At 70.5% G+C, this 26,380-nt stretch carries 29 protein-coding genes; 12 read left to right on the top strand and 17 right to left on the bottom strand.

The window, feature by feature from the left end:
- Window positions 1-4: 4 nt before the first annotated feature.
- Window positions 5-337: a hypothetical protein gene (locus ACFQS7_RS00235; protein ID WP_380065005.1), complete on the top strand. Its 333-nt coding sequence runs from the start codon at window positions 5-7 to the stop codon at window positions 335-337.
- Window positions 338-664: 327 nt separating this feature from the next.
- Here the strand turns inward: ACFQS7_RS00235 and ACFQS7_RS00230 are convergent, their stop codons facing one another.
- The 12 genes from ACFQS7_RS00230 to ACFQS7_RS00175 form a co-directional block, all read right to left on the bottom strand.
- Entirely contained in the window at window positions 665-1,135 is a 471-nt protein-coding gene (locus ACFQS7_RS00230) for a hypothetical protein (protein ID WP_380065004.1), read from the bottom strand.
- Between the two features lie 51 nt (window positions 1,136-1,186).
- A complete protein-coding gene (locus ACFQS7_RS00225; protein WP_380065003.1) occupies window positions 1,187-2,329 on the bottom strand; it encodes a CaiB/BaiF CoA transferase family protein in 1,143 nt (380 codons plus the stop codon).
- Between the two features lie 43 nt (window positions 2,330-2,372).
- The gene (fahA, locus tag ACFQS7_RS00220) at window positions 2,373-3,650 is read right to left on the bottom strand and encodes a fumarylacetoacetase (RefSeq protein ID WP_380065002.1); all 1,278 of its coding nucleotides are present in this window, start codon (window positions 3,648-3,650) and stop codon (window positions 2,373-2,375) included.
- Window positions 3,651-3,664: 14 nt separating this feature from the next.
- Window positions 3,665-4,525 carry an HpcH/HpaI aldolase/citrate lyase family protein gene (locus ACFQS7_RS00215; RefSeq protein ID WP_380065001.1) on the bottom strand — a complete coding sequence of 287 codons (861 nt, stop codon included), beginning with the start codon at window positions 4,523-4,525 and terminating at the stop codon, window positions 3,665-3,667.
- 11 nt (window positions 4,526-4,536) lie between these two features.
- Window positions 4,537-5,730 carry a CaiB/BaiF CoA transferase family protein gene (locus ACFQS7_RS00210; protein ID WP_380065000.1) on the bottom strand — a complete coding sequence of 398 codons (1,194 nt, stop codon included), beginning with the start codon at window positions 5,728-5,730 and terminating at the stop codon, window positions 4,537-4,539.
- Window positions 5,730-6,587 (bottom strand): MaoC family dehydratase N-terminal domain-containing protein, encoded by an 858-nt coding sequence (locus ACFQS7_RS00205; RefSeq protein WP_380064999.1) that lies wholly within the window; start codon window positions 6,585-6,587, stop codon window positions 5,730-5,732. The genes ACFQS7_RS00210 and ACFQS7_RS00205 overlap by 1 nt, the downstream gene beginning before the upstream one ends.
- A gap of 9 nt (window positions 6,588-6,596) precedes the next feature.
- Complete coding sequence (locus tag ACFQS7_RS00200; protein WP_380064998.1) at window positions 6,597-7,568, bottom strand: Bug family tripartite tricarboxylate transporter substrate binding protein; 972 nt, start codon at window positions 7,566-7,568, stop codon at window positions 6,597-6,599.
- Between the two features lie 21 nt (window positions 7,569-7,589).
- The gene (locus ACFQS7_RS00195; protein ID WP_380064997.1) at window positions 7,590-8,870 is read right to left on the bottom strand and encodes a TRAP transporter large permease; all 1,281 of its coding nucleotides are present in this window, start codon (window positions 8,868-8,870) and stop codon (window positions 7,590-7,592) included.
- The gene (locus tag ACFQS7_RS00190; RefSeq protein WP_380064996.1) at window positions 8,867-9,364 is read right to left on the bottom strand and encodes a TRAP transporter small permease; all 498 of its coding nucleotides are present in this window, start codon (window positions 9,362-9,364) and stop codon (window positions 8,867-8,869) included. Before ACFQS7_RS00190 ends, ACFQS7_RS00195 begins: the two co-directional genes overlap by 4 nt.
- Window positions 9,365-10,360 carry a TRAP transporter substrate-binding protein gene (locus ACFQS7_RS00185; RefSeq protein ID WP_380064995.1) on the bottom strand — a complete coding sequence of 332 codons (996 nt, stop codon included), beginning with the start codon at window positions 10,358-10,360 and terminating at the stop codon, window positions 9,365-9,367.
- Between the two features lie 78 nt (window positions 10,361-10,438).
- Window positions 10,439-11,161 (bottom strand): hypothetical protein, encoded by a 723-nt coding sequence (locus tag ACFQS7_RS00180; RefSeq protein WP_380064994.1) that lies wholly within the window; start codon window positions 11,159-11,161, stop codon window positions 10,439-10,441.
- On the bottom strand, window positions 11,158-12,057 hold the full coding sequence (locus ACFQS7_RS00175) for an ABC transporter substrate-binding protein (protein WP_380064993.1): 900 nt from the start codon (window positions 12,055-12,057) through the stop codon (window positions 11,158-11,160). Before ACFQS7_RS00175 ends, ACFQS7_RS00180 begins: the two co-directional genes overlap by 4 nt.
- A 39-nt stretch (window positions 12,058-12,096) precedes the next feature.
- Here ACFQS7_RS00175 and ACFQS7_RS00170 point away from each other — a divergent pair, with 39 nt between their 5' ends.
- Window positions 12,097-12,936: a DUF1932 domain-containing protein gene (locus ACFQS7_RS00170; RefSeq protein WP_380064992.1), complete on the top strand. Its 840-nt coding sequence runs from the start codon at window positions 12,097-12,099 to the stop codon at window positions 12,934-12,936.
- Between the two features lie 135 nt (window positions 12,937-13,071).
- Here the strand turns inward: ACFQS7_RS00170 and ACFQS7_RS00165 are convergent, their stop codons facing one another.
- From ACFQS7_RS00165 to ACFQS7_RS00155, 3 genes are all read right to left on the bottom strand, one after another.
- The gene (locus ACFQS7_RS00165; RefSeq protein WP_380064991.1) at window positions 13,072-14,037 is read right to left on the bottom strand and encodes a Bug family tripartite tricarboxylate transporter substrate binding protein; all 966 of its coding nucleotides are present in this window, start codon (window positions 14,035-14,037) and stop codon (window positions 13,072-13,074) included.
- Window positions 14,038-14,039: 2 nt separating this feature from the next.
- On the bottom strand, window positions 14,040-14,831 hold the full coding sequence (locus ACFQS7_RS00160; protein WP_380064990.1) for an enoyl-CoA hydratase/isomerase family protein: 792 nt from the start codon (window positions 14,829-14,831) through the stop codon (window positions 14,040-14,042).
- 220 nt (window positions 14,832-15,051) lie between these two features.
- Window positions 15,052-15,474: a VOC family protein gene (locus ACFQS7_RS00155; RefSeq protein WP_380064989.1), complete on the bottom strand. Its 423-nt coding sequence runs from the start codon at window positions 15,472-15,474 to the stop codon at window positions 15,052-15,054.
- Between the two features lie 79 nt (window positions 15,475-15,553).
- Here ACFQS7_RS00155 and ACFQS7_RS00150 point away from each other — a divergent pair, with 79 nt between their 5' ends.
- From ACFQS7_RS00150 to ACFQS7_RS00135, 4 genes are all read left to right on the top strand, one after another.
- Window positions 15,554-15,820: a hypothetical protein gene (locus ACFQS7_RS00150; RefSeq protein ID WP_380064988.1), complete on the top strand. Its 267-nt coding sequence runs from the start codon at window positions 15,554-15,556 to the stop codon at window positions 15,818-15,820.
- Window positions 15,821-15,854: 34 nt separating this feature from the next.
- Window positions 15,855-16,643 carry an aldolase gene (locus ACFQS7_RS00145; RefSeq protein ID WP_380064987.1) on the top strand — a complete coding sequence of 263 codons (789 nt, stop codon included), beginning with the start codon at window positions 15,855-15,857 and terminating at the stop codon, window positions 16,641-16,643.
- A 126-nt stretch (window positions 16,644-16,769) separates the two neighbouring features.
- Window positions 16,770-17,720: an alpha/beta fold hydrolase gene (locus ACFQS7_RS00140; protein ID WP_380064986.1), complete on the top strand. Its 951-nt coding sequence runs from the start codon at window positions 16,770-16,772 to the stop codon at window positions 17,718-17,720.
- A 90-nt stretch (window positions 17,721-17,810) separates the two neighbouring features.
- Window positions 17,811-18,185, top strand: coding sequence for a hypothetical protein (locus ACFQS7_RS00135; RefSeq protein WP_380064985.1), 375 nt, complete (start codon window positions 17,811-17,813; stop codon window positions 18,183-18,185).
- Window positions 18,186-18,196: 11 nt separating this feature from the next.
- On the opposite strand, the gene ACFQS7_RS00130 is transcribed toward ACFQS7_RS00135, so the two are convergent.
- Entirely contained in the window at window positions 18,197-19,051 is an 855-nt protein-coding gene (locus ACFQS7_RS00130; protein WP_380064984.1) for a DUF4743 domain-containing protein, read from the bottom strand.
- A gap of 440 nt (window positions 19,052-19,491) precedes the next feature.
- Between ACFQS7_RS00130 and ACFQS7_RS00125 the strand changes: the two genes are divergently transcribed.
- From ACFQS7_RS00125 to ACFQS7_RS00115, 3 genes are all read left to right on the top strand, one after another.
- Entirely contained in the window at window positions 19,492-20,433 is a 942-nt protein-coding gene (locus ACFQS7_RS00125; protein WP_380064983.1) for an MYG1 family protein, read from the top strand.
- A 208-nt stretch (window positions 20,434-20,641) separates the two neighbouring features.
- Window positions 20,642-22,072, top strand: a complete 1,431-nt coding sequence (locus tag ACFQS7_RS00120; protein ID WP_380064982.1) for a DUF1254 domain-containing protein — start codon at window positions 20,642-20,644, stop codon at window positions 22,070-22,072.
- A 91-nt stretch (window positions 22,073-22,163) separates the two neighbouring features.
- The gene (locus ACFQS7_RS00115) at window positions 22,164-22,559 is read left to right on the top strand and encodes an MYG1 family protein (RefSeq protein WP_380064981.1); all 396 of its coding nucleotides are present in this window, start codon (window positions 22,164-22,166) and stop codon (window positions 22,557-22,559) included.
- Window positions 22,560-22,788: 229 nt separating this feature from the next.
- Here ACFQS7_RS00115 and ACFQS7_RS00110 read toward each other — a convergent pair whose 3' ends face one another.
- A complete protein-coding gene (locus ACFQS7_RS00110) occupies window positions 22,789-23,553 on the bottom strand; it encodes a DUF6602 domain-containing protein (RefSeq protein ID WP_380064980.1) in 765 nt (254 codons plus the stop codon).
- Between the two features lie 179 nt (window positions 23,554-23,732).
- Here ACFQS7_RS00110 and ACFQS7_RS00105 point away from each other — a divergent pair, with 179 nt between their 5' ends.
- From ACFQS7_RS00105 to rpmB, 3 genes are all read left to right on the top strand, one after another.
- A complete protein-coding gene (locus tag ACFQS7_RS00105) occupies window positions 23,733-25,610 on the top strand; it encodes an ABCB family ABC transporter ATP-binding protein/permease (protein WP_380064979.1) in 1,878 nt (625 codons plus the stop codon).
- An 83-nt stretch (window positions 25,611-25,693) separates the two neighbouring features.
- Window positions 25,694-25,963, top strand: coding sequence for a hypothetical protein (locus ACFQS7_RS00100; RefSeq protein WP_380064978.1), 270 nt, complete (start codon window positions 25,694-25,696; stop codon window positions 25,961-25,963).
- A 110-nt stretch (window positions 25,964-26,073) separates the two neighbouring features.
- Entirely contained in the window at window positions 26,074-26,379 is a 306-nt protein-coding gene (rpmB, locus tag ACFQS7_RS00095) for a 50S ribosomal protein L28 (protein WP_380064977.1), read from the top strand.
- Window position 26,380: the final 1 nt, after the last annotated feature.

The raw sequence follows: 26,380 nt of genomic DNA, 5'->3' as shown, positions 1-26,380 counted from the left end.
CACCATGTCGATCCGTCGCGCCGCCTGCCTCGCCGCCGCGCTGGGCCTGGCGGCGTCCCTGGCACCAGGCGCCGCGGAGGCACGCGGCTGGCATGGCGGCGGGTTCGGCGTCTATCTCGGCCCACCGGCCTATTACGCGCCGCCGCCCTATTACGGCGGCTACTGGGCGCCGCCGGCCTACTACCCGCCGCCGGTGTACTATGCGCCGCCACCGCCGGCCTATTACGCCCCGCCGGTCGTCACCTATCCGCAGCCGCACTACATCGTGCCGCCGCAGGACCAGGTCGCGCCGGCACCGGCGCCCGTTCCGCCGATCGCCTCCAGGAGGCCGCGCTGACGCACGCGGCGTCGGGCTTCGCTCACGCAGCATGGTTCAGCGTCCGCGAGGCCGCGCGACCGGGCTTTCCGGCGATTCCGCCCCAAGCCATCGCGCTCCGGGGTCCGGTTCAGGTGGCGGAGTCCGCCGGCGGCATCGACCGGCGCGGAGGCCGGGCGTTGCTCGACGATGCGGGGCACGGCCTGCGGGGTCATGCCGCCGGCGCCGTCGGCCCGGCGACGGTGCCGGCATCCGCCTGAAGGATGCCGGCGGCCAAGGCGCGCCGCCGGTCGTGGCTGGCTTTGCATGCGGTCATGGACAGGAGTTCCTGGCCGATGCGCCGCAGGCTCAGGCCGCGAGGCGCGCGGAACGGCTCAGGCCGGTGTATTCCAGCTCCGCCAACAAGGCGACGACCAGCGCCTGGGCGACGACGAAGGTGCCGCCGAGCACGGTCGGCGCCACCCAGCCGGAGACCAGCAGCAGCACGCTGTCGAGCGCCCAGAGCGCGTTGCCGACGATCACCAGCCAGACCAGCAGGCGCGGCGAGGCGCGCCGGAGCCCCAGCACCGCGACAAAGCCGGCGAAGGCCAGCAGGAAGACGCCGACCTGCAGCAGCATGGCGGCAGGCAGGCCGAACCAGCGCGCGAGCGGTCCGGCGAGCAGCGCCAGCAGCAGCCCCATCGCGCCGCTGCAGGCCGCATCCGCCAGCAGCACGCGGCGGAGGAAGTCGGAGGGGATGATGCGTTCCATGACGCTCGCTCGTGCCGCGACGCCTGCGTTCCGGCGGGCGACGGTGCGGTCGGTCGGCGTGTCGTGCATAGGGTCTCTCCTGCGTTGCGCGGCGGCCGGGGGCCGTCGACGCGAGCAGGATCAGCCCTTGCGGGGCGCCGGATCGATTACCTGCGGGGTCATCGGCGCCTCGCCCAGCCGCGGCGCCGCGTGCCGGATGCGCGGGCGTTCGCCGTCGAAGGAAAGCGGCATGGCGAGGAGGGAGAAATCCTCGCCCGGCACCGGCTGCAGCATCTCCATCGCCGCGGTCTGCGGCTCCGCCATCACCTCGGGGATGGAGTTGACCGGGGAGCACGGCACGCCGGCGGCGATCAGCGCCTCCGCCAGCTCGCCGCGCGGCCGCGGCCGCAGCAGCGCGGCGATCGCCGGCAGCAGCGCGGCCTGGTTGGCCAGCCGCTGCCGGTTGGTGGCGAAGCGCGGATCGGCCGGCCAATCCTGGCCGAGCACGTCGGCGAATTTGCGGAACAGCCGGTCATTGCCGCAGCAGACCAGCAGCGGGCCATCAGCGCAGTCGAAGGCCTGGTAGGGTACGAAATTGGGGTGGCCGGAGGCGTGGCGCTCGGGCAGCTTGCCTTGGTTGACATAGGCGCTGATCTTCTGCCCGCCCCACATCAGCGCCGTCTCGAACAGGGAGGTATTCACCACGCAGCCGCGCCCGGTGCGCGCGCGCTGCTGCAGGGCGGCCAGCGCGCCGATGACGGTCCACATCCCCGTCCCCTGGTCCACCACGCTGGCGCCCATCCGCACCGGCGGGCCGCCGGGCTCGCCGGTGATCGAGGAGAGACCCGCGAAGGCCTGGAACAGCGGCTCGTAGCCCGGGCGGCGAGACAGCGGACCCTTGTGGCCGAAGGCGCCCATGGCGCAGTAGATCAGCCGCGGATGCAGCGCGGCGACGGCCTCCGGCCCGAGCCCCAGGGCTTCCGCGACACCGGGGCGCAGGTTGTGCACCAGGATGTCGGCATCGGCCAGCAGCCCATGCAGCGCGGCGACGCCCTCGGCCGATTTCAGGTCGAGCGTGACGCTGCGCTTGCCGCGGTTGAACTCGTGGAAATTCAGCGCGTCGCCATGCCGGAAGGCGGGGCCCATCTGCCGCGCATCGTCGCCGCCATCGGGCTTCTCCACCTTGACGACGCTGGCGCCGAGATCGGCGAGGATGGCGCCGGCGAAAGGCCCGGCCAGCACCTGGCCGAGCTCGACCACCTTGATGCCGTCCAGCACGCTCATCTCCATCGCTCCCCCGCCATGCGGCGCGCCGCCGATCGAACCGTCATGTCGCGGGCAGCACCGTGCCGCGGCATTCGCCGAAGCCGATCGTCACGTAGCCGTCGCGCTTCGCCTGGGCGCGGAACACCACGGTGTCGCCATCCTCCAGGAAGCGCCGCTCCTCGCCATTCGGCAGCGTGATCGGCTTGCGGCCGCCCTGGGTGATCTCCAGCAGCGCGCCGAACCCGTCCTCGGTGGGGGAGGAGATGGTGCCGCTGCCGAAGAGATCGCCCGGCGCCAGGTTGCAGCCGCCGCAACTGTGGTGCGCGACCATCTGGGCGAAGGTCCAGTACAAATGGCTGGTGTTCGACAGCGAGAGGCGGAACGGCCCGCCCTGCCGCGTCACCAGCGATACCTCCACAGCCAGGTCCAGCGCGCCCTGCGCCTGGTCGGCCTCATCCCACAGGTAGTCCAGCGGCTTCGGGTCGCCGTCCGGCCGCGGCGCCTGGGCGATGCGGAAGGGCGCCAGCGCTTCCGGCGTGACGACCCAGGGGCTGATGGAGGTGTGGAAATTCTTCGCCAGGAAGGGGCCGAGCGGCTGCGCCTCCCAGCCCTGCACGTCGCGCGCCGACCAGTCGTTCAGCAGGCAGAAACCGGCGATGTGCTTGGCCGCCTCGGCGATCGGAATCGGCTCGCCCTGCGCGTTGCCAGTGCCGACCCAGATGCCGAATTCCATCTCGTAGTCGAGGTTGCGGCTCGGACCGTAGCTCGGCACCGTCTCGTTCGCCGGCTTGCGCTGGCCCTTCGGCCGCCGCACCGCGGAGCCCGAGACGCGCACCGAGGAGGCCCGGCCGTGATAGGCGACGGGGACATACCTGTAGTTCGGCAGCAGCGGATTCTCCGGCCGGAACAGCTTGCCCGCGTTGCTGGCATGGTGGATGCCGGCGAAGAAATCCGTGTAGTCGCCGATCCGCGCCGGCAGGTGCAGCGTGCAGTCGGTGGCGTCATGGAGGTTCGGCCGCACCGCGGCCTGCTGCGCGCTGCCCGTCGCCAGCAGGTCGGACAGCGCCGCGCGCAACGCCCGCCGCGGCCCGGCGCCGAGTGCGAAAAGCCCGTTCAGCGCATCGCCGGCCGCCGCTTCCGCCGCGCGCTTCGCATCGCCGGACAGCAGATGCGCCACCGCGGGCAAATCGAGGATGCTGTCGCCGATCGCCACGCCACCGCGCGCCTCGCCGCCGCGCGGGGAGAAGATGCCGAGCGGCAGGTTCTGGATCGGGAAATCCGCATGCCCATCGGCGGAGGCGACGAAGCTTCGCCGCTGCGGGTCGTGGGTGGCGTCCATGCGCGTCTTCTCCCTCAGCGTGCCCGCGCCAGCAGCCGGCGCGCGCGTTCCACCACCGGCAGGTCGATCATCGCGCCCTCGAAGGCGACGGCGCCGGCACCCTTCGCCAGCGCTTCGTCGAAGGTGGCGATCAGCCTCCGGGCGCGGTCGGCCTCGGCCGGCGCCACGCCGTATTCCTCGTTGATGATCGGCACATGCAGCGGATGGATGCAGGACGTGCAGGCGAAGCCCAGCCTGCGCGACCGCTTGAGCGCCGCGCGATAGCCGTCCAGGTCGTTGAAATCGGCGAAGGCGCCGATCGAGCCCAGCGGCAGGATGCCGGCCGCCCGCGTGGCGGCCACGACCATCATGCCGAAATGGTACAGCATGTCGGCGCCCGGCACGGCTTCCAGCTCGGTCGAGAGATCCTCGCTGCCGACCGCCATCGCCGCCATGCGCGGGTCGGCCGCGGCGATGGCATAGAGGTGCGGCAGCGCCTGCGGCGTCTCCACCAGGGCGATGAAGCGGGTATGGCCGATGGGCAGGCCGAGCGCCGCCTCGCGTGCGCCGACCACCTCCGACAGCAGCCTGATGTGTTCCGGCCCCATCACCTTCGGCAGCATCAGCGCGGTGACCTGCGGCATGACGGCAGCGGCGATGTCGGGGATGGCGATCTCAAGCTGCCGGTTGATGCGCACCGCGATCTCGGCGCCGCCCTGGCCGACCACCGCCGCCGCGGCCGCCAGCGCGGCGCGCGCGGTGTCCTTCTCCGGTGGCGGGATGCTGTCCTCGAGGTCGAGGATGATGACATCCGCGCCCCGCGTGTGCGCCTTGGCGACGAAGCGCTCGGCAGTCACCGGGACGAACAGCAGGGAGCGCCAGTTGGGCAGCGTCATGGCCGTGGTCCTCATTGGGCGGCGCCGGTCGCGCGCAGCGCGGCGATCTCGGCCGGGGTGTAGCCGGCTTCCGCCAGGATGGCATCGGTCTGCGCGCCGGGGCGCGGCGCGGGCAGCGTCTCCTCCCGCATGCCGCCGGCGAAGGTGACGGGCGTACGGGTACGGCGGATGCGGCCCTCGGTCGGGTGGTCGTCGAGGTGCCAGAAGCCGACATCCCGCAGGTGCGGGTCTTCCAGCAGGTCATCCAGCGTGTTGTAGCGCGCCGCCGGCACGTCCGCCGCGGCGAAGATCTCCAGCCATTCGGCGGTGGTCTTCCGCGCCAGGCCATCGACGCGCACGCGGAAGTACTCGGCGGCGTTATCGGTGCGGGCGATCGGCGTGTTGAAGCGCGGGTCGTCCTTCAGCTCCGCCCGGCCGATGGCATCGAAGAAGGCGAAGGCCTGCGGGTTGCTGTTGGGCTGGACGGTGATGTAGCTGTCGGCGGTCGGCAGCGGGCGGTAATCCGGGCTCAGCAGCCGGGCATCGCCGGTCGGGCCTTCCGGCGGGTCGAAGGTGGCGGCGCCCAGGTGCTCGCTCATGACGAAGCTCGCCGCAGTCTCGAACATCGGCACCTCGATCGCCTCGCCCTGCCCCGTCTTCTCGCGGCGGTACAGCGCGAAGCCGATCGCCTGCGCCGCGACCAGGCCGGTGATGTGGTCGGTCATCACCATGGGCACGAAGCGCGGCTCGCCGGTCGCCCGTTCAAAGGTGCCGGCGACGCCGGACAGCGACTGGATCACCGGGTCGTAGGCCGGACGGCCGGCATAGAGGCCGCCCTCGCCGAAGGCGACGATGCCGCAATGGATCAGCCGCGGATTGAGCGACGCCAGCGCGGCGGCATCCAGCCCCGCGCGCGCCAGGCCGGCGGGACGGACGTTGGAGACGAAGACATCTGCCGCGCCGATCAGCCGCTTCAGCGCCGAAAGGCCGGCAGGCCGCTTGATGTCCAGCGTGATGGCGCGCTTGTTGCGGTTGAAGTTGATGAACTTGCCCGACATGGCCGGGGAGCGCGACCCGGCCGCGAGGTAGCGCAGGATGTCGCCGCCCGGCGCCTCCACCTTGATCACCGCGGCGCCCTGGTCGGCCAGCGTGCGCGTGCAGATCGGCCCGACGACGACCGTCGTCAGGTCCACCACCGTAACGCCATCCAATGGGCCACCGGCCATCAGCCGAACTCGCAGTCGAGCTGGGCGCAGAGGTTGGCGTCCTTGTCCTGCACCCAGGCCAGCACCTTGCCGTCCTTCGGCGCATGGCCGCAGAGCGTGATGGTGTCGCCGACATGGATCGGCCGTGTCAGCCGCGCGCTGAACCCGCGCAGCGTCCCCGGCGTATGCGCCACCGCCGCGTCCAGCAGCAGCTGCATCGTCAGCCCGCCGTTCTGCACCGTGTTCGGGTAGCCCTCCTCCTGCCGCGAGTAGTCCGCGTCGTAGTGGATGCGGTGGGCGTTCCAGGTGATGGCGGAATAGCGGAAGACCAGCGGCGCGGTCAGGTGCCTGGTCATGCCCCAGGACGGATCGTTCGGCGCCGGCACGGGCACGCCGGTGCCGCTCTTCTCGCCCGGCTTCACCGCCTCGCGGTAGATGGCGTCGAACTCGTCCACCGCGATGATCTCGCCCGCGCGGCGGATGGTGTGGCGCATGGTCAGCACCGTGATGAAGCCGGTGCGGGCCTGCTTCGGGACGATGGCGGCGACCTCCGCCGTCTTGCTGGCGACGTCACCGACGCGCAGGCTGTCATGGATCGTGACCCGCCGCCCGGCACCCATGCGGCGCGGCAGCGGGATCGGCGGCAGGACGACGCCCGGCTTCGGGTGGCCGTCCGGGCCGATGTCGGATTGCCGCGGCGCATCGGCGAAGAACAGGGTGAACCAGTGCGGCGGCAGCACGTCGCCGTTCTTGAAGGCGGCAGGGTCCAGGTCGAGCATGCCGGCGATGCGGCGCACCGCGGCCAGGCCGACATCCTCCTCCACCACGCGGGTGCGGCCGACCCAGGATTGCAGCTCGGGGCTGAGTGTCTCGGACATCATGCGATCCTATTCGGCAACCAGGTTCAACCGGCGGATCAGGCCGCCCCAGCGCACCGCATCCTGGCGGGCGCGGGCGGCGAATTCCTCCGGCGCATTGGGCGCGGCGGCATCGGCGCCGACCCGGGCATAGGCCGCGCGCACCTTCTCGTCGCGCAGCGCCTCGTTCATCGCGGCGTTCAGCCGCTGCACCGACTCGGGCGGCGTGCGGGACGGCACGGCGAGGCCGAAATAGGCGCTGGCCTCGAAGCCCGGAATGCTTTCGCCCATGGCCGGGATGCCGGGCCATTCCGGCCGCCGCGCCGGCGTGGTCAGGGCGACAGGGCGCACGCCGGCCGCGCCGCGGATCGCCTCGGCTTCCGGCACGCCGAGGCAGCGCGCATGCACGCGGCCGGCCAGCATGTCGGCCATCGCCTGGGTGCTCTGCCGATAGGGGACATGCACCATGTCGAGCCCGAGCCGCGCGCCGATATCCTCCATGATCAGGTGGGTGATGGCGCCGACGCTGGCCGAGGCATAGGTGAACCGCCCCGGATTGGCCTTGATCCAGGCGAGCACGCCGGCGAAGTCACGGCCGGGGATCGACTCGTGCACGATCAGCATGTTCGCCGTGGTGCAGAACATCCCGACCGGGGTGAAGTCGCGCTCGGCATCGTAGGCGATGCCCTTGTAGAGCAGCGCGTTCAGCCCGCTGTTCGTCCCGGCGCCGGCAACCAGCACGGTGTAGCCGTCGGGCGCCGCGCGCGCGACGGTTTCCGCCGCCAGGTTGCCGTTGCCGCCCGGGCGGTTGTCCGCCAGCACCGGCTGGCCGAGCCGCGCCGACAGCGCCTCCGCCGTCACCCGGCTGACGATGTCGGTCTGCCCGCCGCCGCCGAAGGGCACCACCAGGCGGATCGGCCGGTCCGGCCAGGCGGCGCGCGCGATGCCCGGCGCCGCGAGCATCGCACCGAGCAGCAGGCGACGCGTGGCGATAACGGTCATGGATGTCTCCTCGCGCACATCCTAGCGCCCCGCCGGCTGAAGGAAGAGGGCGAATCCGGGAATGTAGGTGGTCAGGAACAGCACCACGAGCATCAGCAGGATCTGCGGCCAGATGGCGCGGGAGATGCGCGCCAGCGACAGGCCGCTCATCGCCATGCCGATGAACAGGCAATAGCCGATCGGCGGCGCCGCCATGCCGATGGCGACGTTGGTCACGATGATCGCGCCGAAATGGATCGGGTCCACGCCGAAGCGGGTGGCGATGGCGATCAGCATCGGCCCGAGGATCACCATGATGGCGATCTCGTCCATGACCGCCGCCAGCAGGAAGAAGGCGATGTTGAGCGAGGCCAGCGCCAGCCAGCGCTGCTGGATGTTGTCCGCCATCCAATGCGCGAAGCGCGAGGCGATCTGTTCCTGCGCGACCAGGATGCCGAAGCCGGTGGAGACCGCGATGATGGCGCAGACGATGGCGCTGGTGCGCATCGAGTTCGAGAACAGCCGCGGCAGCACGGCCAAGGTCAGCTTGCGCTCGACGAACAGCCCGACCAGCAGCGCATAGACGCAGGAGATCGCCGCCGCCTCGGTCGGGGTGAAGATGCCGCCATAGATGCCGCCGAGCACCACCAGCGGCGAGGCCAGCGCCCATTTGCCCTGGTGAAAGGCGGCCCATGTCTCGGCCAGGCTGGCCTTCGGCAGCTTCGGCACCTTGTTGCGCCTGGCGTGGACCCAGCAGACGACCAGAAGGCCCGCGGCCAGCGCCAGGCCGGGCATGATGCCGGACAGGAACAGCTTGCCGATCGACTGCTCCGCCACGATCCCCCAGATGACGAAGGCGATGGACGGCGGGATCAGCGGCCCGAGCACGCCGGCCGAGACCGCGATGCTGGCGGCGAAGCCGCGGTCGTAGCCGGCCCGCGCCATGGCGGGGATGAGGATGGAGCCGATCGCCGCCGTCGTCGCCGGCGCGCTGCCGGAGATGGCGGAGAACACCACCGCCGCCAGCACCGCCACCATCGCCAAGCCTCCGGTGCGGTGCCGCACCAGCGTGCCGGCCAGGTCCACCAGCCGTTGGGAGAGGCCGCCCGCGGTCATCAGCTCGCCCGCCAGCATGAACAGCGGGATCGCCAGCAGGCTGAATTGCTGGCTGCCGCTGATCAATGCCTGGGCCAGGAAGGCGGGCTCGATATCCGCCAGCAGCAGCGCCGCGGTGATCGCCAGCGCGATGGCGATGGCGAAGGGGAAGCCGAGCACCACCAGCCCGGCGAAGCCCGCGGTCAGGCACCAGGAGATCGGGGTCATGCCAGCGGCGGCTCCGCCGCCGGCAGGGCCCCGCCCGGGCGCAGCGCGCGCTCCAGCGCGAACAGCGCCACCAGCACGCCGGCGATCGGCGCCAGCACGTTGAGGATCTCGATCGGATAGCCGATGGCGGCGGAGACGCTGCCCGAGGTGAGGTCGAGGAAGCGCCAGCCGGACCAGGCGAGGAACCCGCCCAGCGCCGCCGTCACCGCATCGGTCAGCCGCTCCGCCAGGATGCGCGGGCCGCGCGGCAGCAGGTCCGGCAGCGCGGTCAGCCGCACATGCCAGCCCTCATGCACGCCGAGCGCCAGGCCGCCGAGCACCGACCAGCTGAACAGCAGCACGGCCAGCTCCTCGGACCAGCTCGGCGTGTCGCCGAAGACATAGCGCATCACCACCTGGTAGGTGATGGCGGCCAGCATCAGCGCGGCGGACAGCGCGATGCTGGCCCGCGTCACCCAGGCGATGCCGCGCGCGAGCGGCGACAGCAGCGGCACCTATTCCACCGCCGCCAGGGCGTCCTTGATCACGTCGGCGCCGATCTGGCCCTTGAAGCTCTCGTACATCGGCAGCACGCCGCGCCGGAACGCCGCCTTGTCCGGCACCTCGTTCACCTGCATGCCGTGCTTCACCAGGCTTTCGCGGAAGACCGCCTGCGCCGCGGCGTTGGATGCCCGCTGCACCTTCGTCGCCTCGGCGCCCGCTTCGGTCACCGCCGCCTTGAGGTCGGCCGGCAGGCGGTCGAAGCTGCGCCTGGCGATCAGCAGGCCGATCATCGAATAGATATGCCCGGTCAGCGACAGGTACTTCGTCACCTCGAAATACTTGTTCTGGTCGATGATGCCGAGCGGGATCTCCAGCCCGTCGATGGCGCCCTGCTGGACCGCGGTGAAGGTCTCGCCCCAGGCCATCGGCACCGCGTTGCCGCCGAGGCTCTTGTACATCTCGATATAGATCGGGCTCTGCAGGACGCGGAACTTGATGCCCTTGAGGTCGCCGGGCGTCACGATCGGCCGGACGTTGTTGATCATGTGGCGGAAGCCGCCTTCCATGAAGCCGAGTGGCATGACGCCCTTCGATTCCAGCCGCTGCTTGAGCGAGGCGCCGACCTTGCCGTCCAGCACCGTCTGCGCCTGCGCTTCCGAGCTGAACAGGAAGGGCATGTCGTTCACCTGGAAGGCGGGCTCGACCTGGGCGATCACCGCATTGGTGATGACGCCCATGTCGACGGTGCCGAGCCGCATGCCGTCCAGGAGCGGGCGCTCGTCGCCGATGGCGCGGTTGGGGTAGAGCTGCACCTCGATCCGGTCGCCGGCGCGGTCGGCCAGTGCCTTCTGGAAGGCGCGGGCGCCGACCGCATAGGGGTCCGCCGCGCCGTCGCCGCTGGTCCAGCCGATGCGGAGCACGGTCTTGCCCTGGGCGCGCAGGATGGCGGGCGCGAGGCCCATGGCGAAGGCGGCGGCGCCGAGGCCGCGGCGGCTGAAAGTGGTCATCGGATCGTTTCCCCAATAGCCAGCCTTGGCGCCGGCCGATGGCACGATGATACGGCCTCGCGCCGCCGCAACAAGCCGCTACGAGGCCATCAGGCGCCCGTACCCCGCCACCGCGTCCGGAATCCCCAGCCGCCGCAGCGCGTGCCAAGCCATGACCTGGTTGCTGGTGATGACCGGCAGGCCGAGCTCGGCCTCCAGCCCGGCGATCAGCCCGGCGGAACGGATGGCGGTGCAGCTGATGAAGCAGGCCTCGGCGCCCGGCGCGGCGCGGGCGGCGGCGCGGGCCTGGTCGGCGATGCGCGCCGGCGGGACGCGCGCCATCGCGGCATTGGTGTTGACGCCGAGGCAGGAGCCGCCGGCGACCGCCACGCCATGCGCCGCCAGCCAGGCGATCTCCCGCGCGTGGACCGGTTCGACATAGGGCGTGACCAGCACCAGCCGCCGCACGCCCAGCGTTCCCAGCGCCGCCAGGATGCCATCGGCGGTGCTGCAGGCGGGCAGGCCGGACGCCGCCTCGATCCGTGCGCGGATGCTGCCGGCGCGTTCGGGGGCGAAGGTGGAGACGGCGGTGCAGTGGAAGCCGATCAGGTCGGGCCGCGCATCGGCCAGCAGGCGGGAAGCGGGCTCGAGCGCGTCCAGCATCGCCGCCAGCTCCGCCTCGCTGCTGCCGGTCAGCGCCAGGCGGGTGACCAGGGCCACGACGCCGGCCGGCAGCATGGCGTGGATCTCGGGCTCCGCCACGCTGTTGCCGGAGGGGATGAGCAGGCCGATGCGGGCGCGGTCGCCATAGTCGATCGTCATAGCGAAGCGCGAGCCTCGGCCAGCCAGGACCGGTCGATATAATCCGCGGCCCGGCGCGGCCGCTGCGGCAATTCGCGGATCAGGCTGCTGATCTCGATCAGCGCCTGCACGCCGGCCTCGCTCGCCTCCCCGTCGCGCGGGAAGATGCGGTCGCGCGTATAGTCCGCCCAGGCGCGGTCGGCGTAGCGCTGCGCGATCCCGCTCTCCTGCATGGCGATGCGGCTGGCGGTCGCCTGGTCCGTGTGGAACCGCTCATGCGCCCGCAGGAAGCCGCGGCAGAAGCGCAGCACCAGGTCGCGATGGCCGGCCGCCCAGCCGGCATCGATGTCGAGGCTGGTGAACTGGAAATCCGGCACCTCGTCGCGCGGATTGCCCAGGCTGACGAAGCCTTCATCCAGCGCCATCTGGTCGAGCGGCGCCCCCTGCAGCCCGGCATCGATCCCGCCCGTCCGCAGCATGTCCCAGCGCGCCAGGATCGGCCCGCAGGGCACCAGCTCGTAGTCCCCCGGCCAGTGCAGCCCGTGCCGCGCCAGCAGCTTGATGATGAGGGAGGACGACCCCGCCCGCAGCGAGGAGACGCCGATCCGCTTGCCGCGCAACCCGGCATAGTCGGCGATGCCGGCCCGGGCGATGAAGGAGAAGGGCAGCCGGTTGACGTTGCCGCCGATGATCCGCTGGCGGCCGCCCGCCTCGGCGTCCAGGATCACGTGTTCCGTCACCCCGTAGGCGAGCTGGGCGCGGCCGTCGCGCAGCCGGTCGTTCACCTCCTCGATGCCCTCGATATGGTCGATCCGCAGGTCGAGCCCCTCCGCCGCGAAGAGCCCCGCATGCAGCCCGATCCAGCAGGGCAGGTTGAAGTAATTGCGGGACACGACGGCGAGCGTCAGCTGGTCCATGATGGCCTCCCCCCGTTTCGATCCGAAGGAAAGCACGGCATGGCCGTCATCGCCATCATCGCCCAGGGCGCCATGGGCGCCGGGATCGGCCACCGCCTGGCGCGGCGCGGCGCCACCGTCCTGACCAGCCTGGCGGGCCGCAGCGCCGCAAGCGCGCAGCGCGCCGCCGCGGCCGGGATGCGCGACGCGACGGCGGCCGAGCTCGCCGGCGCCGACATATTCCTCAGCGTCCTGCCGCCGGCCGAGGCCAAGGCCTGTGCCGCCTGGCTGGCGCCGGCGCTGTCCGTGGCACCGCGGAAGGCGATCTACGTGGACTGCAACGCCATCAGCCCGGCGACCGCGGCCGAGGTCGCCGCCATCATCGGCCCGACCGGCGCGGCCTTCGTCGATGGCGGCATCATCGGCGGCCCGCCGCGGGAGGATGGCTATACGCCGGTGCTCTACGTCGCCGGGCCGGAAGCCGACCGGCTCGGCGCGTTGCGCGACCACGGGCTCGATGTCCGCGTCACGCCCGGGCCGATCGGCGCGGCCTCCGCCCTGAAGATGTCCTACGCCGGCATCACCAAGGGGCTGGTCGCGCTGTCCTCGGCCATGATGCTGGCGGCGACGCGGGCCGGCGCGGCGGAGGGCTTCCGCGCGGAACTCGCCCGCTCCCAGCCGCAGCTGCTGGCCTGGTTCGGCCGCATGGTCCCGCCGATGCCCGACAAGGCCTATCGTTGGGTCGGCGAGATGGAGGAGATCGCCGACTTCACCGGCCCGGAGGCGGCGGCGATCTACCAGGCGATCGCCGGCTTCTACGCGGGCATGGCGGCCGATCAGGGCGGGACGCGGGAGAAGGCGGCGGCCCTCACAAGCTTCCTGCAGGACCCGGCGGCGTAAGAAAGGCCGGGGGAAGGTATTCCCCCGGTCCCCCATCTATTTTTGTGAGTTTGGCACCCACCGCGCGGCAGGTGCCAAGCCCACGGAAATAGAGGAGGGTCCAGTGAGGATGCTTCCTTCCTGGCCTTGCCTGCCTTACCCTTCCTCGGGCTTGAAGCCGGAGGCGGCGACGATCGGCCCCCAGCTTTCGCGTTCGCTGCGGATGCGCTCGGCGAAGGCGGCGGGCGCCATGATCTCGGGCACGAATTCCAGCCGGGTCAGCACGTCGCGCACCTCGCTGGTCGCCGCCGCCGCGGCCAGCGCGGCGTGCAGCGGCTGCACCACGCTGGCCGGGCTGCCGGCCGGCAGCAGAACGCCGAACCATTCCTGCCGCGACAGCGTGGCGAAGCCCAGCTCGGCGAAGGTCGGCACGTCCGGCAGGCGCGGGATGCGCGCAGGCGCGCTCACCGCCAGGATCCGCATCTGCCCGCCGGTGTGGAAGGGCACCGGCTCCGACAGCACGTTCATCCCGGCGGTGATGACGCCGGCCAGCACGTCGGTCATCACCGGCGCACCGCCGCGATAGGGCACGTGGTTCATCGCCAGCCCGGTCTGCCGCGCGAATTCCACGCCCATGAAATGCGGCATGGTGCCGGGCGAAGGGCTGGCCCAGGCGATCTGCTGCTGCCCCTTCCCCCAGGCGATGAACTCGGCCAGCGTCCTCGCCGGGTGGTCGGCGCGCACGGTGAAGGCGAAGGGGAAGGCGCAGACCGTGCTGACCGGCACGAAATCGGTCAGCGCGTCGTAGCGCAGCGACTTGTACAGATGCGGGTAGATGGTCAGCATCGAGGCCGGCGTCTGGATATAGAGACTGCCATCGGGTGTCGCGGCCTTGGCGGCTTCCAGCGCGATGCGGCCGCCGGCGCCGGGCCGGTTCTCCACCAGGATATTGGCGTTCAGCGGCGCCCGCATGCGCTCCGCGAAGGTGCGGGCGACGATGTCGGAGGAGCCGCCGGGCGGCCAGCCGAGCAGCGCCTTGACGGTGCGCTGCTGCGCGACCGCCGGCGCCGCGAGAAGGGCACCTGATCCGGCCAGGGCGGCGCGGCGGGAGAGTCGGATCATCGTCAGCGTCCCTTGAAGACCGGCTTGCGTTTCTCGGCGAAGGCGCGCTGCGCCTCCCTGGTGTCCTCGGTGGCGGACAGCGCCACGGTCTGCGACTGCTCGTAGCGGTAGCCCTCGTGCAGCGGCAGGTCCTCGGCCAGGGTGAAGGACCGCTTGGCGGCGCGCACCGCCAGCGGCACCTTCTGCGCGATCTCCTGCGCGATGCCCTGCGCCGTCGCCAGCAGCTCGGCGCCGGGCACGCAGGCCGAGGCGACGTTCATCCGGTACAGCTCCGGCCCGGTGATGCGCCGCGCGGTGAACAGCATCAGCCGCGCGTCGGACTGGCCGAAATGGCGCAATACGTGTTTCACGCCGCCGGCCAGGCCCACATCGACCTCGGTCATCGACATGAAGCTGTCCTCGGCCACCACGACGATGTCGCAGCACAGCGCCAGCACGGCCCCGGCGCCGATGGCGGCGCCGTTGACGGCCGCGACGATCGGCTTGTCGCATTCGATGAGGGCATCGAAAGTCGCGCGGACCAGGCGGTTGTGCCTTGGATAGGCGCCGCGGATCTCGGTCATCCCCGGCCGTTCCTTCAGGTCGGCGCCGGCGGAGAAGGCGCGGCCGGCGCCGGTCAGCACCACGGCGCGGACCTCGGGGCTGTCGTGCAGCACGTCGAAGAGCCGGCAGGTCTCCTCGCGGAACCTGCCGTTCTGCGCATTCACCGGCGGCCTATCGAGCGTGACGGTGGCGACGAAATCCGCGACCTCGACGCGGTAGCATTCGAGGCCTTCGAGCCCTGGCAGCGGCATGGTTGTTTCCCTGGACGGTTGGGACCGGTTTACCCGAGCCCTGCCGGACCGGCCAGTGGTCCCCGGGGGAGAGGGCAGCAAGGCCAGGGAGGACGTATCCTCCCTGGACCCTCCTCTGTTTCCGGGAGTCCGGCATTCGCCGCGCGGCGGGTGCCAAGCCCACGAAAAGGAAGGGTGGGGCTTGGGGAGGGAATGCGTCTCCCTCCCCAACCCTGCTTGCCTACCAGACCGGCCAGAGCCCGGGCGTCGCCAATTCCAGCAGATGGCCGTCCGGGTCGCGGAAATAGACGCTGGTGCTGCCGCGCGGCCAGTGCGTGCGGCCCTCGATGGCCACGCCGTGCCCGGCCAGCCGCGCCTCCCAGTCGGCCAGGTCGGCCGCCGCCACGGCCAGGGCGCAATGCACCGCGCCATGCCCGTCATGCGGCGGGATGGTGCCGCCGGGCAGCTGGACCGTCTCCGTCGTGCTGCCGCGCAGGAAGACCAGCAGCGCGCTGCGCCCGCCGACCGGATAGGCGGTGAGCCGTTCGTCGGCGAACATCGGCGCCAGCCCCAGCGCCGTTTCGTAGAAGCCGCGCGCGCGTTCCATGTCGTCGACGTAGAGCGCGGTCTCGAGCACGCCGGCAAGCGGTGGGGCATCGGCCATGCCGCATCCTTCCGCCGCGCGCGGAACGGCGCAAGCCACGCCCTGGCGAGACGCCGCGGCCGACCCGATATGCCGGGGCATGGTCCGATGCGTCCTCCTCGCCGCGCTGCTGCTGCCAAGCCTGGCCCTGGCGCAACCCGTCCTGCAGGACCCGCCGGCACCGGCCAGCCCGGCCGAGCGGCAGCGCCAGTTGGATGCCTTCTGGAGCCGGCAGCGGGAGAAGGAGGCCAACGACCGCTTCTGGAACGGCCCCAGGGAAGCCCGCCGGGCACTGACCCAGGACCAGTTCGAACGCTGGGACACCCAGCGCCATCGCCGCCAGGGATGGCGAAGCTACCCCTACTAGCGGTAGCTTCCCGGCAAACGATCGGGAGCCGACCATGGCCCATGCCCTCGGCGGTGCCGCCGCACCTGCCATCCTGCGCAACAGCGACCTCGACACCGATGCGGTGCAGCGGGCGCGCGTCGACCTCGCCGCCTGCTTCCGCATGGCCGCACGGCTCGGCCTGCACGAGGGGATCTGCAATCACCTCAGCTTCGTCGTGCCCGGCCGGGACGACCTGTTCCTGGTGAACCCCTATGGCTGGGGCTTCGCCGAGATCACCGCCTCCCGCCTGCTGATCTGCGACTTCGAGGGCAACGTGGTGGCCGGGGACGGCGTGCCGGAGGCGACCGCCTTCTACATCCACGCCCGGGTCCACAAGAATGTCCCGCGCGGCAAGGCCTGCTTCCATACCCACATGCCAAACGCCACCGCGCTGACCATGCTGGAAGGCCCGCCGCTGGCCTGGGCCGGGCAGACCGCGCTCAAATTCTACGGCCGCACGGTGGTGGACGAGGAATATGGCGGCCTGGCCCTGGACGAGGCGGAAGGCGACCGGATCGCGGCCAGCATCGGCGAGGCCGACATCGTCTTCATGCGCAACCACGGCGTCATGGTGCTGGGCGAGACGGTGGCCGAGGCCTGGGACGACCTCTACTACCTCGAGCGCGCCTGCGAGGTGCAGCGGCTGGCGATGTCCATGGGCCGGCCGCTGAAGCCGGTGCCGCCGGAGATGGCGGCGCGCACCTATGCGCAGATGCGGGAGGGCGACCGGGAGAGTGCCCGGCTGCACCTCGAAAGCGTCAAGCGCATCCTGGCGCAGGAAGCCCCCGACTTCGCCCGCTAGCGCGCGATGGCTTGCGGCGGCATCGCCGAACAGCCCGAATCGCGCGACCCAACGGACGCCAGGGCGTGATGCGCGCGCGAAGCCGAACGCATCATGGTCCGGCAGCCACCGAGCAGGACCTCCGCCATGCAGATCCGCCACCAGACCATCGAGACCAACGGCATCCGCATGCATGTCGCGGAAGCGGGCGAGGGTCCCGCCGTGCTGCTCTGCCACGGCTTCCCCGAGGCCTGGCATTCCTGGCGCCACCAGATGGTCGCCCTGGCCGCGGCCGGCTACCACGCCATCGCGCCCGACATGCGCGGCTATGGCGAGACCGAGGCGCCGGCCTCGGTCGCCGACTACACCATCCTGCACCTGGTCGGCGACATGGTCGGGCTGCTGGATGCGCTGCGGATCGACCAGGCGGTGATCGCCGGGCATGACTGGGGCGCGCCGGTCGCCTGGAACGCGGCGCTGCTGCGGCCGGACCGCTTCCGCGCGGTGGCCGGCCTGTCGGTGCCCTATGCGCCGCGCGGGCCGACCAGTGCCTTCGAGATGCTGCGCCGGGCCGGGCGGCACCGCTTCTATCAGATCTATTTCCAGGCCCCCGGCGTCGCCGACAACGAGCTGCGGCGCGACCCGCTGGTGACGCTGCGGCGGACCTTCTTCACCCTGTCGGGCGACGTGCCGGAGGCGCAGCGCTGGAACCCCGACCTGCCGGAGGGCGGCTTCCTCGCCAGCCTGGCCGAGCCCGCCGCGCTGCCCGCCTGGCTGCCGGAGGCCGAGCTGGCCCTCTATGCCGAGACCTACCGCCGCACCGGCTTCCGCGGCGGGCTGAACTGGTACCGCAACATCGCGCGGAACTGGGAGCTGATGGCCCCCTTCGCCGGCGCCAGGGTGCGGGTGCCGGGCTGCTTCATCGCCGGCCGGCGCGACCCGGTGCTGGGCTGGGCCGGCCGCGCCGTGGAGGCGCTGCCGCAGACCGTGCCCGACCTGCGCGGCACCACGCTGATCGAGACGGCCGGCCACTGGGTGCAGCAGGAGGCCCCGGCCGAGGTCAATGCCGCGCTGCTGGGGTTCCTCAAGGGGCTGTGAGGCGCCGGCCTCAATCCGCCGGCTTCCCGCCATGATCCCGGCGCGATCGGGGCGCTTCATCCGCTGAACCGACCCAGGAGGGTCCGACCGATGAAGTACCGTATCGCCGCCGCCGCACTCCTCGCCACCGCCCTGCTCGCGCCCGCGGCGCAGGCCCAGGGCTGGCACCGGGGCCATGGCGGCGGCTGGGGCGGCCCGCCGCCCCGCGCCCACCACCATCGCGGCAACGGGGCCGGCGTCGCGGCCGGCATCATCGGCGGACTGGCGCTGGGTGGGCTGGCGCTGGGCGCCGCCGGCGCCTTCGCCGCGCCGCCGCCGCCGCCGGTCTACTACGCCCCGCCGCCGCCGCAGGCCTACTACCCGCCGCCTCCCGGCTACTACGCCCCGCCGCCGGGCTATTATGCGCCGCCGCCGGCCTATTACGCGCCGCCGCCGGTGGTCTATCGCCCGGCCTATGGCTGGTAGCGGCGCGGGCCTCACGGCCCCTGCCGCAACCCGGCGCGGAGGGCACGGCCGGCCTCGCCGGCGGGGTCGATCAGCCCTTCCCGCAGGAAGAGGTCGATCAGCACCAAGTTGACGTTGAACTTGACGGCGTCGGTATCCCGCACCGCCTCCAGCACCCGCGCCAGGGGCCAGAGCTCGAAGCGCTCCACCTCGTCGTCGTTCGGCCTCGGCTGGAAGCCGTCCGGCAGATCGAGGTCGAAGCAGTGCAGGACGTCGCGGCGGATGCCGGTTTCCTCCCGCATCACGTAGGAGATCCGGCCGACCGGGCGGGCCTGGAGGGCGAGCGCGGCGGGCAGGCTGGCCTCCTCCGCCGCCTCCTTCACCAGGGTCTGCTCCGGGCCGAGCCCGGCCGGGATGCCGCCGGCCACCAGGTTGTCCAGCTTGCCCGGCGCCACCGCCTTGGCCCGGCTGCGCCACCCCATCCAGAGATGCAGCCCGTCCGGGCGCCGCACCCGCCCGTTGAGATGCACCCCCTCCGCCGCGATGCCGAAGGCCGGCAGCGCGCCGCGGTCGAGCCGGGCCAGCACCGGGCCGCCGGGCGCGGCGCGGATGTCGAAGGCCTCGTCCCGCAGGGTGAAATGGCCGCGCTCGGCCAGGCTGCGGGCGATGCCGGCCAGGGCCTCGGTGCGGGCGCCGGGGCTGCGCAGGCGGCCGGCCAGGGCGGCGCCCTGCGCGTCGAAATGGATCTCGCGCGGGAAGAAGGCCAGCGCCCGGGCCAGGTCGGAGCCGAGCCAGCCGACCTGCGCCGCGCCGATGCGGAAGGGGACCAGCCCGGCCGGGGAGGCCAGGTCGTTGCAGGCTTCGATGTGGCGCTGGAAAGGGCTCATGCCGCCAGGAAACACCGGACGCGGCTTTCGGACAAAACCGCCGCGGTGGGGCCGCGCGACGGCGGGCGGCGCCGCATCGGCCTCAGGCGGGTTGAGCCCGCGGCGGCCCGATCCGGCGCCAGGGCTGGCAATCTGCGGGTTTGCCGCCGATGGGCTTGAGGAATTTCGGGAATAAGCGGGTTTATCGGGGGGGTCGCGCGACGGGTTTCGGACAAAGCCGGGCCGGCCGCCAGGGACAGGCGGGATGCGGTGAAGGGGCTGGGCATGGCGGCGACCTCCCTCGGCGGCGGGCCGGCAGGGTACAGGAATATTATCCTTAAATCAAGCCGCATCGCAGCCCCGGCGGCCGGGCTCATCGACGCGGCGGGCCGGCCACGCTAGGCAGCGCCGCAAAGCGCGCCGCGCCGGCGCCGAACCCCCACCCGTATCGGACCCCCATCATGACGCGCACCGCGCCGCTGCCCATCCTCGCGACCCATGGCGGGAAATTCCATTGCGACGAGGTCTTCGCCTATGCCGTGCTGCGGCTGGCGCTCGGCCTGGCCGAGGCCGGGCGGGATCATGTGCTGCTGCGCACCCGCGACGCCGCGCTGATCGCGGGGGCCGGGATCGTCTGGGATGTCGGCTTCGCCTACGACGCCGCCGCCCGCCGCTTCGACCACCACCAGCGCGGCGCGCCGCTGCGGCCGGACGGCACGCCCTACTCCTCCGCCGGGCTGGTCTGGCAGGTGTACGGCGAGGCCGCGGTCGCCGCCCTGCTGCGGCCGCAGGGCGCCGAGGGCTTCGCCGCCGCCATCGCCGCCGAGCTGGACGAGAGCGTGGTGCGGCGGATCGACGAGATCGACAACGGCGTGACCGACGGGCGGCGGGACGGGCTGGGCCTGGCGACGCTGATCGGCGAGTTCAACCCGGCCTGGGACGACCCCGCCGGCACCGGCCCCACCGCCGGCGACGCCGCCTTCCAGCAGGCGGCGGATTTCGCCGCCGGCGTGCTGGCGCGCCGGGTGGAGGAGCGGCGGGCGCGCCGCGCGGCCGAGGCCTTCGTGCTGGCGGCGCACCGGGCGGGGGAGGATCCCCGGCTGCTGGTGCTGGACCGCGGCATGCCCTGGAAGAACGTGGTCTTCGCGCATGGGCTGCCGGTGCTGTTCACCGTCTCCCCCGCCTCGAACGGCAATTGGATGGTGGATACCATGCCGCCCGAGCCGGGGTCCTTCGAGCAGCGCATGCCGCTGCCGGAGGACTGGGCCGGGCTGGACGCGGCGGCGCTGGCGGCGCGGTCCGGGGTGGCGGATGCGGTCTTCGTGCATCTGCGGCGCTTCGTCGGCGCGGCGAGGTCGCGGGAGGGGGCGGTGGCGATGGCCAGGTTGGCGATGGCGGGGTGATCCGTCGGATCACCGCGGCGCGGCCTCTCGCCACGCGCAGGCGGCCGGCGCCGACCGGGGGCGGGGCGCGGCGAAGCCCGGCGGGGATGCGGCGCCGCCTGAGAAAGGCGGAATTCGGATAGCGCTTCCCGGCCCCGGACGGCGGGTGCCTGCCGCAAGCTTGGCCGCAGGACCACCCCAGCCTCCCGGCAGGAGAAACCCGATGCGCATGTCCAGACGACAGGCCCTGACCAGCGGCGCGGCGATGCTCGCGGCCGGCGGACTGCCGCCCGCCCAGGCCCATTGGGACGGGCCGGTGGTCCGGGCCCTCGAGGGCCTCGAGGATTTCGCCCCGGCGATCGAGGCCTATACCTACCTCTATCCGCTGGTCACGATGGAGACGACCCGCCGGATCATGACCAACGTCGCCGCACCCGCCGGCACCCGGGCCCCGATGGGGCAGTTCATCAAGGCGAGGAGCTACCCGGATGCCTCCTTCCGGGACGTGACCGCGCCGAATGCCGACACGCTCTACACCACCGCCTGGATCGACCTGGCGCGGGAGCCCTGGATCCTCGGCCTGCCCGACATGAAGGGCCGCTACTTCCTGTTCCCGATGCTGGACGCCTGGACCAACGTGTTCCAGGTGCCGGGCACGCGGACGACGGGCACCGGCGCGCAGACCTATGCGATCACCGGCCCGGGCTGGCGCGGCACGCTGCCGCCGGGGGTGAAGGAATACAAGTCCCCGACGAACATGGTCTGGATCCTCGGCCGCATCTACTGCACCGGCACGCCCGAGGACTACGCCGCCGTGCACGCGCTGCAGGACGCCTGCCGGATCGTGCCGCTCAGCGCCCATGGGAAGGCCCATACGCCGCCGGCCGGCCAGGTCGATCCCGGCCTCGACATGAAGACGGCGGTGCGCGAGCAGGTGAACCGCATGCCGCTGCCGGACTACCTCGCGCTGGCGGCCGAGCTGCTGAAGGCCAACCCGCCGGCCGCGGCGGATGCGCCGATGCTGCCGAAGCTCGCCCGCCTCGGCATCGTCCCGGGGCAGGGCTTCGACCGCGCCCGGCTCGACGTCGACCTCGCCGCGCGCGTGCCGCAGCTCGCCTTCGACCGGATCATGCTGCATTTCCGCTTCAGCGGCGGCGACATCCAATCCGCGAATGGCTGGTCCTTCACGACGAAGACCGGCCTCTACGGCACCAACTACCTGCAACGGGCCCTGGTCACCGCCATCGGGCTCGGCGCGAACCGCCCGCAGGACGCGGTCTATCCCGTGTCCAAGGCGGATGCGGACGGCAAGGCCTATGACGGGGCCAGCCAGTACGTCATCCGCTTCCCGGCCGGGCAGCTGCCGCCGGTGCAGGGGTTCTGGTCGGTGACGATGTACGACGAGAACTTCTTCTTCGTCGCCAACCCGATCGACCGCTATTCGATCAGCGCCCGGCAGGCCTTGCAGGCGAACCCGGACGGGTCGGTCGACCTGCATGTGCAGCGGGCCTCCCCGGGCGCGGGGCGGGAGGCGAATTGGCTGCCGGCGCCGGCCGGGAAGTTCCAGCTGATGCTGCGGATGTACTGGCCGGACGAGAACGACCCGTCGATCCTCAACGCGACCTGGCAGATGCCGGCGGTCCGGAAGGTGATGGTCTGAGTTGGTCGCGGCGGGGCCTTGGGTGGCTGCCGTGGCGGGGCGTCATCCAGCCATGGCCGAATGACCGGCATGCCGCCAATGAATGGCCGAGATGCGGGCGCGCCGCGCGGTCGAGGCCAGCGTGCTGGCGTCGCACTGGGCTGGGAAGGACCCTTGGCTGCTCGTGCTGAACCGCGGCATGCCGTGGAAGAAAGTGGTCTTCGCGCATGGGCTGCCGGTGCTGTTCACCGTCTCCCCCGCCTCGAACGGCAATTGGATGGTGGATACCATGCCGCCGGAGCCGGGGTCGTTCGAGCAGCGCATGCCGCTGCTGGAGGCCTGGGCCGGGCTGGATGCGGCGGCGCTTGCGGAGAAGTCCGGGGTGGCGGATGCGGTGTTCGTGCATCTGCGGCGGTTCGTCGGCGCGGCGAAGTCGCGGGAGGGGGCGATGGCGATGGCGATGGGCCAGGACGTAGCGGAAGTGAAAAGTTTCAGTGAAAGCAATTAATCCGGTCAGACAAAGCCAGATTGATTAAGGCCTTCGCTGACCCAGCCACTCCACTGCAAGTGCTTTACAGCGACTCACAGTGGAGTAGGTCACCCGACCGTCACGCACCCTAAAAGGGTACGTCTGGGAGTCGACTGTTCGAACCAACGGCCCGCTAGGACTAGGTTGCAATTACCAAGATAGATTGTCAAGCATGATAATCATTATCCTGCATCGACAGTTCTGCCATTCAGAGCTTGACCCATGAATTTGGATTGTGCGTAGTGTATCGGTCATATGGAGCAGGATCTCTTCTAGCAGATTCCCTCATGACAAAATTTAGAATAGAATAATAAAAAGAACTAATAGCTCCGCCAGATTCATCTTCCAATCTGCATAGTTTTGCAGGGATATTTAATATCCCACGATTTAGAACGTAGACCATGTCAACAAGGTGCTCGTCAGCAGCTAAATCCGTGATCCTAGAAAATTCTTTATCTTTCCAGTTTTTCTCTACTATGTTTGTTTCGTATGCAAATACACAGTGAAAGTATCGACATTGCTTGGGTTTATTTTTTACTGCATCTCCAACATTAGATCCAGCCAACTCCCGACCAAAGGGCTTCAATTTTCTTAATTTCCGGGATGAATCAATGCATTTCTTAATTTCTTCCGCGGTTAGTTTGGATTTTATTTCTACAGTTGCCAAGACAGCTTCAGCAGGCAAGATCGAGACGGCATCATTGGAAAAAGGAAAATTTATGGTATTGTCGTAAATTAATAAGTCAAATTGTTGGCTTGATGATCCAAGAAGATCAACAGCTTCTCCTTGCGAAACTGAGAATTTGTCTGGCAAATTTTTATCAAAAAAATTCCGTAATTCTTGTTCTCTTGCGGCTCCTTTATTGCCTCGATGGTTTATCGATGCCGTATTTTTTAAATGTATGCCAAACTGATTTACCGCATTTGCAAATCTCTTGTTCAAATAAGGGCTCTTGGGAAGCGGCTTGGGCATGGCGACCTCATCACAAAAAACATTATAGCACTAATTAAGCTTATCAACGTCTTTGTTACGACGAGCAACCCCTGCTAGTACTAAAAGAAGACATTGCTAGGCCTTATGGCTACCAGCCCCCTCGCCCCCTCCCCCATTCCGCCCTATCTCCCGGCACCGCCCGCCGGAGCACCCCCGCCTTGCCCGCACCCCAGGCCGCCGAACGCAGCCACTGGCAGACCCTGCAAAACCTCCTCCCCTGGCTCTGGCCGGCCAACGAGCCCGGCCTCCGCCTCCGCGTCGTCGCCGCCGTCGCCTGCCTCGTCGCCTCCAAGGCCGCCAACGTCCTGGTCCCGCTGGTCTATGCCCGCGCCGTCGATGCGCTCGCGCCCAAATCCGGCCCCGCGGCGATGCTCGCCATCCCGGTCGCCCTTGTCGTCGGCTACGGCCTGCTGCGCATGGCCAGCGCGGCCTTCGGGGAGCTCCGCAACGCCGTCTTCGCCAAGGTCCAGGCCCGCGCCGCGCGGCGCATCGCGCTCTCGGTCTTCGCCCACCTGCATGCGCTGTCGATGCGCTACCACATGGACCGGCAGACCGGCGGCCTGTCCCGCGTCATCGAGCGCGGCACGCGCGGCATCACCTTCGTGCTCAACTTCCTGCTGTTCAACATCCTGCCCACGATTCTCGAGATCTTCCTGGTCGCCGGCATCCTCTGGGGGATGTTCGACTTCTCCTTCGCCGCGGTCACGCTGCTGACCATCGGCCTCTACGTCGCCTTCACCCTGATGTTCACCAACTGGCGGCTGCGCTTCCGGCGGGAGATGAACCAGACTGACCAGGACGCCAACACCAAGGCGATCGACAGCCTGCTGAACTACGAGACGGTCAAGTATTTCGGCAACGAGCCGCACGAGATCCGCCGCTACGACGAAAGCCTGACGCGGTACGAGCGCGCCTATGTCCGCTCCGAGACCTCGCTGAACGCGCTGAACTCCGGCCAGGCCTTCATCATCGCGCTGGGTCTCACCGCGGTGATGCTGCTGGCCTCCCAGGGGGTGATCGCCGGGCACATGTCGGTCGGCGACTTCGTGCTGGTGAACACCTACCTCATCCAGCTCTACATGCCCTTGAACATCCTCGGTTTCGCTTACCGCGAGATCAAGCAGGGCCTGACCGACACCGAGGCCATGTTCACCCTACTGGGCGAGCCGCAGGAGGTCGCCGACGCGCCGGATGCCGTGCCGCTCGTCGCCGGCCCCGGGTCGCTTACCTTCGAGGATGTCCGCTTCGCCTACCGGCCGGACCGGCAGATCCTGAAAGGCGTCTCCTTCGCCGTGCCGCCGGGCCGGACCCTGGCGATCGTCGGGCCGACCGGCGCCGGCAAGTCCACCATCTCCCGCCTGCTGTTCCGCTTCTACGACACCACCGGCGGGCGCATCCTGGTCGATGGCCAGCCGATCGAGCGCGTCACCCAGCCCAGCCTCCGCGCCGCCATCGGCGTGGTGCCGCAGGACACCGTGCTGTTCAACGACACCATCCGCTACAACATCGCCTATGGCCGCCCGGGTGCGACGGAGGAGGAGGTGATCCAGGCGGCGAAGCTGGCCCAGGTGCACGACTTCGTCATGCGCCTGCCGGAAGGCTACCGGACCATGGTGGGCGAGCGCGGCCTGAAGCTCTCGGGCGGGGAGAAGCAGCGCGTCGCCATCGCCCGGACCATCCTGAAGGACCCGCGCATCCTGATCCTGGACGAGGCCACCAGCGCGCTCGACACCCGGACGGAACAGGAGATCCAGGCCGCCCTCCGCCTGGTCTCCGCCAACCGCACCACGCTGGTCATCGCCCACCGCCTCTCCACGGTGGTCGAGGCCGACGAGATCATCGTCCTGCAGGACGGCAGCATCGCCGAGCGCGGGACCCATGGCGCGCTGATCGCGGCGGACGGGCTGTACGCCGAGATGTGGCGCCGCCAGTCGGAAGCCGTCGCCATGGCGGAGGCCGCCGCCGCCGCCCAGGCCGCCGCCGACCTCGACAAGCCGCGGGCCGGCCGCGCCGCCGCGGTGGCGGCCCCCGGCTGACGCAGCCCAGGGTTGCAGCGTGGCGGGAGGGGTTTCACGCCGGCCCCCCCCGCCCTATCTGCACCGCAACAGGAGGGCGCTGCATGCAACTCGACCCCCAGGGCGTGGCCCCGGATGACCTCAGCCATGCCGGCTCGGTGGTGGACAAGGCGATCGAATACATGATCGACCAGAAGATCGCGCCCATCTCGGTCGCCTCGGCGCTGCTCGGCGGCGCGCTGGGCCTGCTGGCCCGCACCATGGACGACCGCGCCATCGCCGGCGTGCTGCGCAACGCGCTGCTGTCGGTGGAAAGCGGCGAGCTGCGCGAGATGCGCGACCAGCTCCCCGGCGGCGGCGGCCAGCCGCAATAGGCCGCGCCGCGCTTGACTCGCCCGGCCCCGCGCGTCATACGCCGCAACCTTCATCGACCACCCGCGCGGGGCGGCTTCCGCCTCGCGCTGCTGTTTTCGGGATTAGCACCATGGCCCGCCGCTGCGGCATCACCGGCAAGGGCGTTCTGACGGGTAACAACGTCAGCCACGCCAACAACAAGACGCGTCGCCGCTTCCTGCCCAACATGCAGGAGACGTCGTTCTTCTCCGACGTGCTGGCGACCAGCATCCAGCTCCGCCTGTCGGTGAACGGCATCCGCACGATCGAGCACAATGGCGGGCTCGACGCCTTCCTGCTCGGCACGCCGAACTGCAAGCTGCCCGAGGAAGCCCAGGTCCTGAAGCGCCGCATCGCCCGCGCCCAGATCAAGAAGGCCGGCGCCGTCGCGGCCTGAG

This window comes from Dankookia sp. GCM10030260, from assembly GCF_042666655.1.
Taxonomy (GTDB): Bacteria; Pseudomonadota; Alphaproteobacteria; order Acetobacterales; family Acetobacteraceae; genus Paracraurococcus.
Note: the sequence above shows the minus strand (reverse complement) of the source record. Positions and strands in the feature narration are given on the sequence as shown.